Source organism: Variovorax soli NBRC 106424 (assembly GCF_001591385.1).
Taxonomy (GTDB): Bacteria; Pseudomonadota; Gammaproteobacteria; order Burkholderiales; family Burkholderiaceae_C; genus Variovorax; species Variovorax soli.
The window spans coordinates 1-14093 of record NZ_BCUU01000118.1 but is presented as its reverse complement, the minus strand read 5'-3'; the positions used below and the strand labels follow the sequence as shown (position 1 = coordinate 14093).

The following is a 14093-nucleotide window of genomic DNA, read 5'->3' as shown; positions in this document are numbered from 1 at the left end:
GCCGCCGCGGCGCGCCGGCGCTGCCGCGCTGCGAGACCAGCCTGGTGTGGCCGGCCGAGGCGGCCAATCCGGCCCTGACTCGCTTTGTCGAATTCGTGCGGGAGCGCCAGCGGCGCTGAGGCGGGCACAATCTGCCGATGCTCATGTATCCGCAGATCAACCCCATCGCCCTGCAACTGGGGCCGGTGGCCATTCACTGGTACGGCCTGACCTATCTCGCGGCCTTCGGTCTTTTCTATTTCCTGGCGTCCCGGCGCCTGCAGCACGAGCCCTTCCGCTCGGTCAGCGTGCCGTCGCCCTGGACCCGCAGGGACGTGGAAGACATCCTGTTCCTCGGCGTGATGGGCGTGGTGATCGGCGGGCGGCTGGGCTACTGCCTCTTCTACAAGCCGGGCTACTACCTGTCGCATCCGCTGGAGGTCTTCTTCGTGTGGCAGGGCGGCATGAGTTTTCATGGCGGCCTGCTGGGCGTGATCGGGGCCATGGTCTGGTATGCGCATTCGCGCCGGCGGCCCTTCTGGCAGGTGATGGACTTCGTCGCACCCTGCGTGCCCACCGGGCTGGCGGCGGGGCGAGTGGGCAACTTCATCAACGGCGAGTTGTGGGGGCGCTCCGCAAGCCCCGACCTGCCCTGGGGCATGGTGTTTCCGCAAAGCGGGTCGATGCTGCCGCGCCATCCTTCGCAGGTCTACCAGTTCCTGATGGAAGGCCTGCTGCTCTTCGCGCTGCTGTGGCTCTATGCACGCAAGCCCCGGCTGGAGCGGCGCGTGTCGGCCGTCTTCCTCATGGGCTACGGCTTCTTCCGCTTCGTGGCGGAATACTTCCGCGAGCCGGACGACTTCCTGGGCCTGCTGGCGCTGAACATGAGCATGGGGCAGTGGCTGTGCGTGCCGATGCTGGCGTTTGGCGCGTGGCTGTATTGGAGCGCGGGGCGCAAGGCGGTGCCCGGACGCTGAGCTTCAGCGCGTCGGCGGAAACTCCAACCGCCGTTCGCTTTCAAATCGCCGCGTCTGCCCCGTCACCGGATCGGTGAATGCCACCGACCGCGCCAGCAGCTGCAGGGGCCGCGCAAAGTCATCCGGCCCCTCGGGCCGCAGCACCGGGTAGTAGTCGTCGTTGAGGATCGGCATGCCCATGGCGGCGCAGTGCACGCGCAACTGGTGCTTGCGGCCGGTCACGGGGGAGAGGCGCAGGCGCGCGTGGCCGCCTTGCACTTCCAGCACCTCCATGTGGGTTTCCGAATTGGGCTCGCAGCCCGGCGCCTCGCGGGTGCGTAGGAAGGACGCGTCATCCATCAGGTGGCTGCGGCGCACCGGCGGCAACTGGGTGCCGGCCTTCCACGGCACGATGGCCTCGTAGACCTTGTGTACGGCGCGCTCGCGAAACAGCGTCTGGTAGCGGTCGCGCGTGTGGGCCTGCACCGAGAAGATGACGAGGCCGGCCGTGCCGCGGTCGATCCGGTGGGCCGGGGTGAGCGTCTCGATGCCCAGCTTGCGCTTCAGGCGCACCAGCAGGCTGTGCTGCAGGTAGCGGCCCGTGGGTACCACGGGAAGGAAGTGCGGCTTGTCGGCCACCACCAGGTAGTCGTCGCGAAACAGCACCTTCTCTTCGAACGGAATGTCGTCTTCCTGCTCCAGCGCCCGGTAGTACCACAGCCGATGGTGGGGGCGGTAGGGCGCCTCGGGGTCGACCGGGCCGCCGCTGTCGTCCACCACCTCGCCCAGGCGCATGCGGGCATGCCAGTCCTCGCGCGCCACCAGTGGAAAGCGCTCGGCGAAGAAGTGCCCGAAGCTCGCCCAGCGGCCGGCCGGCAGCGACACCCAGCTGGCGCTCACCCCATCGCGCATGGGCAGCGGCGACACGGCGCGCACGCGCCGGCGCGGCTTCGGCGGCAGGGGGTTGCCGGATGCATCTATCTTTCTCATAATTACGCGTAATTATCGGAAATTCTCTGGGGCACCGAACCACGGGCGGTGCCGGCACAAGGAACAAATCGGCACGGATTTCAACATGCGCGTGGTCCACAACTCCCTGCACGACGAAGTGGCAAGCAGCCTTCGCGAGGAGATCTTCGCCGGCCGCCTGCCGCCCGGCAGCTTCGTGGACGAGGCCGCTTTGTGCGCCCGGCTCGAGATCTCCCGCACGCCGCTGCGCGAGGCGCTCAAGGTGCTCACGGCCGAAGGCCTGCTGCGCCACGAGCCGCGCCGCGGCTGCTTCGTCAACGAGGTCACCCAGCGCGACCTGGACGAGATCTTTCCCGTCATCGCATTGCTCGAGGGCCGTTGCGCCTACGAGGCCGCCGCCAAGGCCAACGACGCCGACATCGCCGCGCTGGCGGTGCTGCACGACAAGCTGGAGCGGCATGCCAAGGCGAACCGCATCAACGAGTACTACGCCACCAACTTCGCCATCCACGAGGCCATCATCCTGCTGGCCGATAACCGTTGGCTTGCCCAGGTCATCGGCGATCTGCGCAAGATTCTCAAGCTGGCGCGGCTGCAGCAGCTGCGCGCGCCGGGCCGGCTGGAGCAGAGCCTGTCGGAGCACCTGGCGGTGTTCGCCGCGCTGAAGGCGCGCGACAGCGAAGGCGCCGAGGCTGCCATGCGCACCCACCTTCACCGACAACGCGAGGCGCTGCGTGCCGTGGCGCTCTTGCAGACCACGAGGATCGCCACCCGATGAACAGCACCATCCTGCGCATGACGCCCGGCCTGCGCGCCGCGGCATCTTCGCCCGCGCCCGCCAAGCCGGCGCCGCGTTCGCTCGAAGAGCGCCTGGGCGCCACCCTGCGCCGCTTTGGCGAGGGCCTGTCGCCGCGCGCGCTGCGCCGGGCACTGGCCGACCTGCAGTCCGTGGCCGACTCGCGCATCAGCGAAGTGGAGGCGGGCCGCCGTGCCGCCGCCCTGATGCAGTGGTATGCCGGCCTGGATGCTGATTCGCGGCGCGACGTGTGGCTCCTGATGAGCGAGCGCTTCGCGCCCGACGTGAAAAAGATCCAGGCTGCGCGCGAGCACTTCGACGCCGCCGCCGACGGCAGCAGCCAGGGCGAGGTTCGCCTGCGCCGCGCTCTGGTGTCGCCGCGCACGCGCCTCCTGCAGCGCTTTGCCGTGGCCGAGCCGGGCCTGCGCTTTTTGGTCGACCTGCGGGCCGAGCTGCTCCCGCAGCTCAAGGGCGATGCGCGCCTGGCGCCGCTGGAGGCCGAGCTGGAGCATCTCTTCGCCACCTGGTTCGACGTGGCCTTCCTGGACCTGCGGCGCATCAGCTGGGATTCGCCGGCCTCGCTCATCGAGAAGCTCATCCGCTACGAGGCGGTGCACGACATCCGCAGCTGGGCCGACGTGAAGAACCGGCTGGACAGCGACCGCCGCTGCTACGGCTTCTTCCATCCGCGCATGCCTAGCGAGCCGCTCATCTTCGTGGAGGTGGCGCTGGTGGACCACATCAGCGACGGCATCACCCCGCTGCTGGACGAGGCCGCGGCGGTGGGCGACATCTCGCGCGCCACCACAGCCATCTTCTACTCGATCAGCAACACGCAGTCGGGCCTGCGCGGCGTGAGCTTCGGCGATTCGCTCATCAAGCACGTGGTCGACACGCTCAGCGAGGAGTTTCCCAAGCTCAAGGTGTTCGCCACGCTGTCGCCCATTCCGGGCTTCCGCAGCTGGCTGGGCAAGCATGCGGGCGAACTGCTGGACGGCCTGGACGACAAGCGCCGCGCCGACGTGGCGCGCGCCATCGGCGTGGACAAGCCCGCCGCGTCCGACCTGCTGCAGGCCGCCGATCAGGCCCTGGCGCTGGAGCCCAAGTCGCCTGTGCGCCAGTTGCTGCTGCGGGCTGCCGCGCGCTACCTGGGGCGCGAATTGCCCGATGGCCAGCCGGCCGATCCGGTGGCACGCTTTCACCTGGGCAACGGTGCCCGCGTGGAACGGCTCAACTGGGCCGGCGATCCGTCGGCCAAGGGGCTCAAGCAGTCTTTCGGCCTCATGGTGAACTACCTCTACGATCTCAAGCGGCTGGACAAGCACCGCGCGCTGCTGGCGCAAGGGCGCGTGCCGGTGTCGCGCGAGGTCGATTCGCTGCGCAGCTAGCTGGCCGTTTCGGCAACCAGCGGTTTCGTCTTTCCGCTTCATTCACTATCACGACAACTCAACCTAGAACGACTGGAGACACAAGCAATGAGCAACACACTTCGCCGCCGCCAAATTCTGCTGGGCGCATCGGGCATGGCGGGCATGGCCGGTCTATCGGCCTGGCCGCTGGCGGCGCTGGCACAGCAGTCCGGCTGGCCGGTCAAGCCGGTGACCACGATCGTGCCCTTTCCGGCGGGCGGCGGCACCGATGCCTTCGCGCGGCCGCTGTCGGCGCAGTTCGCCAAGGTCACGGGCAAGACCATGGTGATCGACAACCGCGGCGGCGCCGGCGGCACGCTGGGCGCCAGCATCGCCGCGAAGGCGCAGCCGGACGGCTACACGCTGTTCATGGGTGCGGTGCACCACGCCATCGCGCCGTCCATCTACCCGAAGCTCGACTACGACATCGAGAAGGACTTCATTCCGCTGGCGCTGCTGGCCAATGTGCCGCAGGTGGTGGTCATCAACCCCAAGCGGGTGCCGGTCAACAACTTCAAGGAGTTCCTGGCCTACGCCAAGGCCAACCCGGGCAAGCTGAACTACGCGTCGGCCGGCCAGGGCACGTCGCATCACCTGGCGGGCGAGCTGTTCAAGCAGCAGACGGGCACCTTCATCACGCACATCCCGTACCGCGGCGCCGGCCCGGCGCTGCAGGACCTCATCTCCGGCAATGTGGATTGCATGTTCGACGGCCTGGGCTCTTCCGCCCAGCACATCAAGGCCGGGCGCATCAAGGCGCTGATGGTCTCTGGCAAGGCGCGCAACCCGGCCTTCCCCGACGTGCCCAGCGCGGCGGAAGTGGGCCTGCCCGACTACACCGTCACCACCTGGTACGGCCTGTGGACGCCCAAGGGCACCTCGGCCGAGGTGCAGGCGCGCATCATCGAGGACGTGAAGAAGTCGCTCGCGGGCGACGAGATCAAGAGCGTGTGGGCCAGCAACGGCGCCGAGATTCCCACGCTCACCCAGGCGCAATACGCCGCCTTCGTGAGCGCGGAAGTCAAGCGGTGGGCAGTGGTGGTCAAGGCTGCGGGGGTCACGCTCGAGTGAAGCCTGCCACGTCCGTGAAGCGAGAGGCGCCCGAGGTTCGCGTGGAGCGCGTGGAGCGCGAGGGCGCGCTCGCCATCGTCACCTTGTCCAACCCCGCGCGCCTGAACGCGATGACGCGCGGCATGTGGCTGCAGCTGCGTGCCGCCTTCGAGGCGCTCAACGCCGATGCGCAATTGCGCTGTGTGCTGGTGCGGGGGGAGGGCGGCGCCTTCTGTGCGGGCGGCGACATTTCCGAGTACCCGGGCTTTCGCTTCGATGAGGCGCAGCTCGCCCATTTCCACGAGAACGAGGTCTGGGGCGCGTTGCAGGCGCTGCTCGACTGCCCCGTGCCCGTGGTGGCCCAGATCGAAGGCGCCTGCATGGGCGCGGGCCTGGAAATCAGCAGCTGCTGCGACATCCGCCTGGCCGGCAGCGCCTGCCGCTTCGGTGCGCCGATCGCCAAGCTGGGCTTTCCGATGGCGCCGCGCGAAGCCGCGCTGGTGCGCGCCGCCGTCGGCGACGTGCTGGCGCGCGACATGCTGTTTTGCGCCGGCGTGCATTCGGCCCAGCGCCTGTACGACGCGGGCTTCCTGCTGCGCGTGCTGCCCGACGGCGACGTGGCCGGCGAGGCCTTGGCCAGCGCGCAGCGCATTCTCGAACTGGCGCCGCTCGCCGCGCGCGCCAACAAGCGCAGCTTTGCCGCGCTGCAGGGCGTGCAAGTCCCGCCCCAGCTGCTGGCAGATGCCTACGCCTATGCCGATGTGGCCGAGCACCGGGAAGGCATTGCAGCCTTCCTGGGCAAGCGAAAGCCGGACTTCTGACCGGGCGCCGCAAGAGGCGACCCGCATTCATCATGACCACCCGAAGCAAGAAGCAACCCAACGCCAACCTGTTCGCGGCCCTGCGCGCCGCATTTCCCGCCGACCTGGACTGCGTGGCGGTCGAGACCGACAACGACCTGTTCTATTCGTGGCGCGACCTGGACCGCGGCAGCGCCATGATCGCCAACCTGCTGCAGGGCCTGGGCCTCAAGCCCGGCGCGCGCATTGCGGTGCAGGTGGAAAAGTCGGTCGAGGCCATGATGCTGTACCTGGCGACCCTGCGCGCCGGCTTTGTCTTCCTGCCGCTGAACACCGCCTACCAGAGCGCCGAGATCGAATACTTCATCGGCAACGCCGAGCCGGCGGTGGTGGTGTGCAGCAGCAGGAACGAAGGCTGGGTGCGGCCCATTGCCTCGGCGGCGGGCACGCAGCATGTCTACACGCTGGACGACGACCGCACCGGCACCTTGCTGGAGGCGGCCGCCAGGTGCAGCGACAAGCAGCAGGCGGCGGCGAAGAAGGCCGACGACCTCGCGGCCATCCTCTACACCAGCGGCACCACCGGCCGCAGCAAGGGCGCGATGCTCACGCACGGCAACCTGCTGTCGAATGCGCAGGTGCTCAAGAGCTACTGGGGCTGGCGCAAGGGCGACGTGCTCATCCACGCGCTGCCGATCTTCCACGTGCACGGGCTGTTCGTCGCCATCCACGGCGCGCTGCTGAACGGCAGCAAGATGATCTGGTTTGCGAAGTTCGACCCCAAGCGCACCGTGGCCCGGCTGCCCGACGCCACCGTCTTCATGGGCGTGCCCACGCTCTACGTGCGCATGCTGGCCGAGCCTTCGCTGGACAAGAAGGCGGTGCGCAACATGCGCCTCTTCATCTCGGGGTCGGCGCCGCTGCTCATCGAAACCTTCAACGAATGGAAGGCGCGCACCGGCCACACCATCCTGGAGCGCTACGGCATGAGCGAGACCATCATGCTCACTTCCAACCCCTACGACGCCAAGCAGGGCGAGCGGCGCGGCAGCACCGTGGGCTTTGCCTTGCCGGGCGTGCAGGTGCGGGTGCAGGGCCAGGACGGGGCGCCGTGCGGCGCCGGCGAGATCGGCGACATCCAGGTCAAGGGGCCGAACGTGTTCGCCGGCTACTGGCGCATGCCCGAGAAGACCCGCGAAGAATTTACGGCCGACGGTTTCTTCAAGACCGGCGACGTGGGCCAGGTGGATGCGCGCGGCTACATCAGCATCGTAGGCCGCAGCAAGGACCTGATCATCAGCGGCGGCTACAACGTCTATCCGGCCGAGATCGAGGGCTACATCAACGAGATGGCCGGCGTGGCGGAGAGCGCCCTGGTGGGCGCGCCGCATCCGGACTTCGGCGAGGTCGGCGTGGCGGTGGTCACGCCCAAGGCGGGCGCCCGGCTCGACCCCGAGAAGATCGTGGCCGAACTCAAGGCGCGGCTGGCCAACTTCAAGATTCCCAAGCGCTGCTTCGTGCTCGACGAGCTGCCGCGCAACACCATGGGCAAGGTGCAGAAGGCCCTGCTGCGCGAGCAGTACAAGGGCCTCTTCACCAGCTGAGCCCGAAGGCCCGGCCGGCGCCGGGCGCGCCTTACTTCACCAGCAGGACCGCGGTCTTGCTTTCGCCGATGACCTTGGTGGCCACCGAACCCATGATGGCGCGGCCGAACAGGCCGTGGCCGTGCGTGCCCATGACGATCAGGCCGGCACCGTGGTCGGCGGCCGCCTTGATGATCTCCTCGGGTGCGTGGCCGTGGCGGGCATCGACCTTGAAGTTGGCGATGTTGCGCTCGGCCAGCTGCGACTTGATCGGGTCGAGCACCTTGGCCTGCTCTTCGGCGTAGTAGTCCTGCACGACTTCCTTGCTGACGTGGCGCGAGACATGACCGGGAATGCCCGGGCACACATGCACCAGGATCAGTTCGTGGCCCTCCACGAACATGGGGCGGTTGGCCGCCACATAGTCGAGTGCCTTGGTCGTGTAGGCGCTGCCGTCGACGGCAAGAAGGATCTTCATGAGTACCTCATTTTTCGGGTCGTTGCGAGGCGTCGTTGCCCCGTAAGCCCGATGGTACTCAGTGGCCCGTCAATCCTCGCCAAAGCATATAAGCGCCAAGGACATAGAGGATGCTGGCGAAGATCCGCTTCAGGCGCTTGACCGGCAGGCTGTGCGCCGCCTTGGCGCCCAGCGGCGCGGTGAACACGCTGCACAGCGCAATCACCACCAGCGCCGGCAGCCAGATGTAGCCGAAGGCGCCTTCGGGCAGGCCCGTCACGCCACGGCCGCCGACGATGTAGCCGGCCACGTTGGCCACCGCAATCGGAAAGCCCAGCGCCGCGCTCGTGGCCACCGCGTTGTGGATGGCCACGTTGCACCAGGTCATGAAGGGCACGCTGACGAAGCCGCCGCCGGCGCCCACCAGGCCCGAGAGAAAGCCGATGAAGCCGCCGGCCGCGATCTGCCCGCCCGTGCCGGGCATCTGGCGCGTGGGGGCCGGCTTCTTGTCCATGAACATCTGCGTGGCCGAAAAGGCTACGAACACGGCGAAGAAAATCGCCAGCCAAGAGCCCTTGAGCAGCGAGAACACGCCCATGCTGGCCACCAGGCTGCCCAGCACGATGCCGGGCGCCAGGCGCCGGGCGATGTCCCAGCGCACTGCGCCGCGCTTGTGGTGCGCGCGCACGCTGGAGATGGAGGTGAAGATGATGGTGGCCATCGAGGTCGCGATCGCCATCTTCACCGCCAGGCCCGGGGCCACGCCGCGCTCGCTCAGAATGATGGTGAGAAAGGGCACCATCACCATGCCGCCGCCGATGCCCAGCAACCCCGCCAGGAATCCCGTGCCGATACCCAGACCGGCAAGTTCGAGGACGAGGAGGGGTTCGATCGACATCAGCAACGCTTTCGAGAAAGACAAAAAACGAAACGGCCCCGAATGGCGGGGCCGTCGTTCGGAAAGTAAAGGGGGTGTGCCGGGTAAGGGAGTGCCTTGCACGAAACGCTGCCGAATGGCCGGCAGCACCCGGGTATTTTACAGCTGGACACAGGGTTTGCCCTGAGCCCGGTGGGACAGAGGCGCGACGAGCAGCGTCTTGCCACGACCTTCTGGGACTTCGATCAATAGCCGGCGATCGCCTGGCGCAGCAGCAGTGCCGCCAGCACCGCCATGGTCAGGCCGATGAGGCTGTCCAGCACCTGCCATGCCCTGGGCCTGGCGAACACCGGCGCCAGCCAGCGCGCGCCGTAGCCCAGCAGGGCGAACCAGCCCAGGCTGGCCGTGCTGGCGCCGGCGATGAACCAGGCCCGCAGCCCGGCCGGTTGCTGCGCGCCGATGCTGCCCACCAGCAGAACCGTGTCGAGGTAGACGTGCGGATTGAGCAGCGTGAAGGCGGCAGCTTGCGCAATGGCGGTGCCCTGGCCCAGCCTCGCGTCGCCTTGTGTCGCCCGCAACTGCTGCGGCTGGCGCGCGCGGCGCAGGGCCAGCGCGGCGTAGTACGCCAGGAAAGCGGCGCCGGCCAGCGCCAGTGCGCGTGCCAGTCCGGGGCGCTCGCCCAGCGCCTGCGCCATGCCCATCACGCCCGCCGCCACCAGCACCGCGTCGGCCACGGCGCAGAACAGCACGATGGCCCCGACATGCTCGCGCCGCAGCCCCTGGCGCAGCACGAATGCGTTCTGTGCCCCGATGGCCACGATAAGCCCGAAGCTCAGGGCGAGCCCCTGCATGAAGACTGGAATGAAGAGCGCGCTGCCCGCTGTCATGGCGTCTGAAAAGAAATCGGCATGCCTCGAGCTTGCCCGCCGCAAGCAATGAAGACAAACTATCTTTCCTAAAGGCGATTCAGAAAATCTAATGCTCGACTATTCGGCGCTCGCCGCCCTGGCTGCCGTGGTGCGGGAAGGCAGCTTCGAGCGCGCGGCGCGCGCCCTGCATGTCACGCCGTCGGCCATCTCGCAGCGCATCCGCCTGCTGGAAGAACGCGTGGGCTGCGCGCTGGTGGTGCGCGGCCAACCCTGCCGGGCGACCGAGGCCGGCCGGCGCCTGTGCCAGCACGTCGACCGCGTGCGGCTGCTCGAACAGGAACTCGAAGGCGCCGTGCCGACGCTCGCGCCGCCCGAAGGCGTGGCGCGGGTGCCGCTGCCCGTGGCGGTCAACGCCGACAGCCTGGCCACTTGGTTCGCGCCGGCGATGGCGGCGTTCGCGGCGCAGGCGCCGGTGCTCATGGAAATTGCCGTGGACGACCAGGACCACACCGCGCAATGGCTGCGCAGCGGCGCCGTGATGGCCGCGGTGACCGGCGCCGCACGGCCACCCGCCGGCTGCAACAGCCGGCCGCTGGGTTCCATGCGCTACATCGCGGCGGCAACGCCGGCCTTCGCGGCCCGCCATTTCACCGAGGGCGTGGGCGGAGGCACGCTGGCCCGCGCACCGAGCCTGGTGTTCAACACCAAGGACGAGTTGCAGGCGCAATGGGCGCGGCGCATCTGCCATCGCCATGTGGAACTGCCGCGGCACACGCTGCCGTCGCCGCAGGCCTTCGTGACGGCGACCCTGGCCGGCATGGGCTGGGGCTTGCATCCGCAGGCCTTGATCGAGTCGCTCCTGAAGAACGGTTCGCTCGTCGAGCTGGTGCCCGGCGAGCCGCTGGACGTGCCGCTGCATTGGCAGCAGGCGCGTGCGGCTTCAGCGGTACTGGATGGATTGACGCAGCAACTGGTGGCGGCTGCCAAGCTCGCGCTGCTGCCGCCGTGAGGCGAAGGGCGAACTCAAGAAGAAAAGAAAGGTGTCTGCGAATGCCGCCAGGCCGTCATCCTGAACGCAGGGTTCAGGTGGGCGAGGGCAGCAGGGCTTCGGGTTCATCTGACGCGAGATGATCACGCCCGCCAAGCAATTTACCAAGCCCGGGCTCCATAGAGCATTGGTTCAAGGAAATATAAAGCCCAACGCGCACCGCAGACAGGTGCAATTTTACGCCCGCGCGATGCGGCGGGCCGATCAAAAATTCAAATGAGCAGGCCGTCGCCGGCCAATACCTGATCGAGGCGCTGCACCAGTTGCGCGAGGCGCGGATCGGCGGCTTCCTGCGGCTGCGCCGAAGCGGCAGCGGCAGCGGCAGCGGCAGCGGCGTCGCCGGCCTGTGCTGACGCCGGCTCGGCCTTGGCCTTCTGCAGTTGCGCCAGGTCGAAGGCGAGGTTGAGTGCGGCCAGCACGGCAATGCGGTCGCGTGCCTTGACCTTGCCGGATTCGCGGATCTTGGTCATGGCGGCGTCGACCCGCTCGACGGCGTCGCGCAACTGCGGCTCACCGCCTTCGGGGCAACCGAGCAGGTAGCTCTGGCCCATGATCTGTACGTCAATATGCTTCATGCTTGCCCGTCATTCGGGGAGGAGGTGTCGTCCAGCGGCAGCTTCTCCAGCACCGCGTCGAGCCGCGCTCGCGCCGCGGCCAGCCGCGACCTGAGCGCGTCGCGCTCGCGCGTGAGCACTTCGACCTGTTCCTGCAACAGCGCATTGGTGCGTTGCACCTCTTCGTGACGAACCAGGAGGCGCTCGACTCGCTCGGCGATCTGGTCGATGGGGCTGGCGGCGGACATGCTCCGGATTGTATGGGCCCCCCGAGGGGGAGGCGCGGCCGCCTTGGGGCGGCCCGGCGGCGGCCGCAGTGGCCATGCGAGGCGGTCGGTAGAATCGCTGCTGTTGGTGCTCGCGCCGCGGTTCACGCGGCGCAGTTCAACGGGAAGCAGGAGCCCGCGCCGTCCACACGGCCAAGGCCAGCCTGCGCTGCCCCCGCAACGGTCAACAGCCGGAGCCCGCGAATCGATTCACTTCATGACGCGGATCCACTTTCATCACTCCAGCCACTGGGCGCCCTGAAACAGGCGCCTGGGAAGGCGATGAGAGCGTGCTGCCAGCCCGGATACCGGCCAACAAGGCGAGTGCCGCCACGTCCCGTCTGGTTTGGGGCTGGCGCACTCATTGACGCCCACACGTCCGGCGGGGAAGCCGGACAGGGTTTTGCTTCCAGAGTTTTCTCTCATGAATCTCGCTCCTCGTTCCCACGGCGCCGGACAGCGCCGCCGTGCCCGTGCGCTCGCCGCACTTCCGCTGGCCATCGGTGGACTCGGCGCCGCAGCCATCGTGCAGGCCCAGCCCAACCTGGGCACCGCCCCGCAACTGCCCGAGACCGTGGTGACCGCCACCCGCACCGAACAGCGCCTGTCCGATGCCGTGGCCGACATCTCGGTGATCGACCGTGCCACCATCGAGCGCAGCGGCGCCGAAGGCGTGGCCGACGTGCTGTCCAAGGTGCAGGGCATCCAGATCGCGCGCAACGGCGGCCTGGGCAACACCACCTCCGTCTACCTGCGCGGTGCGGACACGCGCTTCACCGCCGTCTTCATCGACGGCGTGCGGGTGGATTCGCAAGCCACCGGCGGCGCGCCCTGGGAAGCGATTCCGCTGTCGCAGATCGACCGCATCGAGATCGTGCGCGGCCCGGCCGCCGCGGTGTACGGCTCCGACGCCATGGGCGGCGTGATCCAGCTGTTCACGCGCAAGGGCGAGGGCGCACCGGCGCCCTACGTGGGCGTGGGCGTGGGCAACCGCAGCACCTACAAGGCCGAGGCCGGCGTGAGCGGCAGCAGCGGCGGCTTCGACTATTCGCTGGGCGCCTCGCGCGACCAGAGCGACGGCTTCGACGTGCGCACGCCCAACGTCGCGCACAACCCCGACAAGGACGGCTACGAGCAGACCTCGGGCAATGTGCGCCTGGGCCTGCAGATCAACCCCCAGCAGCGCATCGAAGGCACGCTGCTGCAAAGCTACCTGAACTCGGGCTACGACGGCTTCGTCTACGACCCCAGCGCACCGGTGGACGACCGCAACAAGTACTGGCTGCGCACCGCGGGCGTGAACTGGAGTTCGCAATGGACCGATGTGTGGCGCACCAAGCTGTCGGTGTCCGACTCCAGCAACCGCTACCAGACCGACCCCGACTTCTATCGGACCGAGACGACGATCCGCGACTACCTGTTCCAGAACGAGTTCCGCTTCGGCTCGCACCTCATCACCGCGGACCTGGAGCGCCGGGAAGACAGCCTGAACAACGCGGCGACGCAGTTCAGCCCCGAGCTCGACCGCGAACGCTCGCAGAACGCGCTGGCCCTGGGCTACCGCTTCATGCAGGGCGCGCACACGCTGCAGCTGAACGCGCGCCGCGACGACGACAGCGAGTTCGGCGGCAAGACCACCGGCAGCGCGGCGTACGGCTACGCCTTCACGCCGGCCTGGCGCGCGACGGTGTCCGCGGGCACGTCGTTCCGCGCGCCCACGCTCTACCAGCGCTTCAGCGAATACGGCGTGGCCGGCCTGCAGCCGGAGGAGGGCACCAACTACGAGGCCGGCCTGCGCTGGACGCCACAGCCGTCGAGCAGCCTGAGCCTGACGGCCTACCACAACAAGGTGAAGAACCTCATCGACTTCGACTACAGCGCCACCGGCTGCCAGTCCTTCTTCGGCTGCTACACCAACGTGGGCCGCGCCCAGTACGAAGGCGTGACGCTGGCCGGCACGCACCGCATCGGCGACGTGTCGCTGCGCGGCTCGCTCGACTGGCAGGACCCGCGCGACCTGGACACCGACAAGCTGCTGGTGCAGCGCGCCCGCGTCTACGGCACGCTGGGTGCCGACGTGCGCGTGGGCACCTGGGTGCTGGGCGCCGAAGTGGTGGCCTCGGGCAAGCGCTATGCCGACGCGGCCAACACGCAGGTGCTGGGCGGCTATGGCCTGCTCAACTTCACGGCCAGCACGCCGCTGTCCGATGGTTTGACTTTGCTCGCGCGCGTCGACAATGCCACCGACAAGGATTACCAGCTGGTGCGCAACTACGCCACCGCCGGCCGGACCCTCTACGTGGGATTGAAGTGGGCACCCAAGCTCTGACGAACTCTGTTGAAGAACCGCATGCCCTGTCCGTGGCCCGGCGCGAGCTGGTCCTGGGCGGGCAGAAAAGCGGCAAGTCGCGCCGCGCCGAGCAGTTGGCCGCCGCCTGGCTGGCGCAGGACGTGCGCCACGGCGCGCTGCTGCTGGCCAC

General features: G+C 68.4%; 14 protein-coding genes, 1 pseudogene and 1 riboswitch. Of the genes and pseudogenes, 9 read left to right on the top strand and 6 right to left on the bottom strand.

What is annotated here, in order from left to right; translation table 11 throughout:
* The first annotated feature begins 137 nt into the window (after nt 1–137).
* Complete coding sequence (gene lgt / locus VSO01S_RS23325) at nt 138–956, top strand: prolipoprotein diacylglyceryl transferase (RefSeq protein WP_068645176.1); 819 nt, start codon at nt 138–140, stop codon at nt 954–956.
* A 3-nt stretch (nt 957–959) separates the two neighbouring features.
* Here the strand turns inward: lgt and VSO01S_RS23320 are convergent, their stop codons facing one another.
* Nucleotides 960–1847, bottom strand: a complete 888-nt coding sequence (locus VSO01S_RS23320) for a pseudouridine synthase (RefSeq protein WP_068645178.1) — start codon at nt 1845–1847, stop codon at nt 960–962.
* 163 nt (nt 1848–2010) lie between these two features.
* On the opposite strand from VSO01S_RS23320, the gene VSO01S_RS23315 reads away from it, so the two are divergent.
* The 5 genes from VSO01S_RS23315 (at nt 2011) to VSO01S_RS23295 (ending at nt 7563) form a co-directional block, all read left to right on the top strand.
* Nucleotides 2011–2682: a GntR family transcriptional regulator gene (locus tag VSO01S_RS23315; RefSeq protein ID WP_068645175.1), complete on the top strand. Its 672-nt coding sequence runs from the start codon at nt 2011–2013 to the stop codon at nt 2680–2682.
* Nucleotides 2679–4088: a malonyl-CoA decarboxylase gene (locus tag VSO01S_RS23310; protein WP_068645174.1), complete on the top strand. Its 1410-nt coding sequence runs from the start codon at nt 2679–2681 to the stop codon at nt 4086–4088. The genes VSO01S_RS23315 and VSO01S_RS23310 overlap by 4 nt, the downstream gene beginning before the upstream one ends.
* Nucleotides 4089–4175: 87 nt before the next feature.
* Entirely contained in the window at nt 4176–5180 is a 1005-nt protein-coding gene (locus VSO01S_RS23305) for a Bug family tripartite tricarboxylate transporter substrate binding protein (RefSeq protein ID WP_068645173.1), read from the top strand.
* Between the two features lie 14 nt (nt 5181–5194).
* A complete protein-coding gene (locus VSO01S_RS23300) occupies nt 5195–5980 on the top strand; it encodes an enoyl-CoA hydratase/isomerase family protein (protein WP_068645177.1) in 786 nt (261 codons plus the stop codon).
* 32 nt (nt 5981–6012) lie between these two features.
* Entirely contained in the window at nt 6013–7563 is a 1551-nt protein-coding gene (locus VSO01S_RS23295; protein WP_068645172.1) for a malonate--CoA ligase, read from the top strand.
* 31 nt (nt 7564–7594) lie between these two features.
* Here VSO01S_RS23295 and VSO01S_RS23290 read toward each other — a convergent pair whose 3' ends face one another.
* The 3 genes from VSO01S_RS23290 to VSO01S_RS23280 form a co-directional block, all read right to left on the bottom strand.
* Nucleotides 7595–8020: a universal stress protein gene (locus tag VSO01S_RS23290; RefSeq protein WP_068645171.1), complete on the bottom strand. Its 426-nt coding sequence runs from the start codon at nt 8018–8020 to the stop codon at nt 7595–7597.
* A gap of 58 nt (nt 8021–8078) precedes the next feature.
* Nucleotides 8079–8897 carry a sulfite exporter TauE/SafE family protein gene (locus tag VSO01S_RS23285; RefSeq protein ID WP_068645170.1) on the bottom strand — a complete coding sequence of 273 codons (819 nt, stop codon included), beginning with the start codon at nt 8895–8897 and terminating at the stop codon, nt 8079–8081.
* 224 nt (nt 8898–9121) lie between these two features.
* A complete protein-coding gene (locus tag VSO01S_RS23280) occupies nt 9122–9763 on the bottom strand; it encodes a LysE/ArgO family amino acid transporter (protein ID WP_068645169.1) in 642 nt (213 codons plus the stop codon).
* 91 nt (nt 9764–9854) lie between these two features.
* Between VSO01S_RS23280 and VSO01S_RS23275 the strand changes: the two genes are divergently transcribed.
* On the top strand, nt 9855–10754 hold the full coding sequence (locus VSO01S_RS23275) for a LysR family transcriptional regulator ArgP (protein ID WP_068645168.1): 900 nt from the start codon (nt 9855–9857) through the stop codon (nt 10752–10754).
* 251 nt (nt 10755–11005) lie between these two features.
* Here the strand turns inward: VSO01S_RS23275 and VSO01S_RS23270 are convergent, their stop codons facing one another.
* Both VSO01S_RS23270 and VSO01S_RS23265 read right to left on the bottom strand, forming a co-directional pair.
* Nucleotides 11006–11368, bottom strand: coding sequence for a cell division protein ZapA (locus VSO01S_RS23270; RefSeq protein WP_068645167.1), 363 nt, complete (start codon nt 11366–11368; stop codon nt 11006–11008).
* Entirely contained in the window at nt 11365–11595 is a 231-nt protein-coding gene (locus tag VSO01S_RS23265) for a hypothetical protein (RefSeq protein ID WP_068645166.1), read from the bottom strand. The genes VSO01S_RS23270 and VSO01S_RS23265 overlap by 4 nt, the downstream gene beginning before the upstream one ends.
* A gap of 87 nt (nt 11596–11682) precedes the next feature.
* Nucleotides 11683–11944, top strand: a riboswitch (cobalamin riboswitch).
* A 93-nt stretch (nt 11945–12037) separates the two neighbouring features.
* Between VSO01S_RS23265 and VSO01S_RS23260 the strand changes: the two genes are divergently transcribed.
* Both VSO01S_RS23260 and VSO01S_RS28055 read left to right on the top strand, forming a co-directional pair.
* Nucleotides 12038–13942 (top strand): TonB-dependent receptor domain-containing protein, encoded by a 1905-nt coding sequence (locus VSO01S_RS23260; protein ID WP_068645165.1) that lies wholly within the window; start codon nt 12038–12040, stop codon nt 13940–13942.
* Between the two features lie 26 nt (nt 13943–13968).
* Nucleotides 13969–14093, top strand: a pseudogene (locus VSO01S_RS28055) (bifunctional adenosylcobinamide kinase/adenosylcobinamide-phosphate guanylyltransferase); the annotation flags it as partial.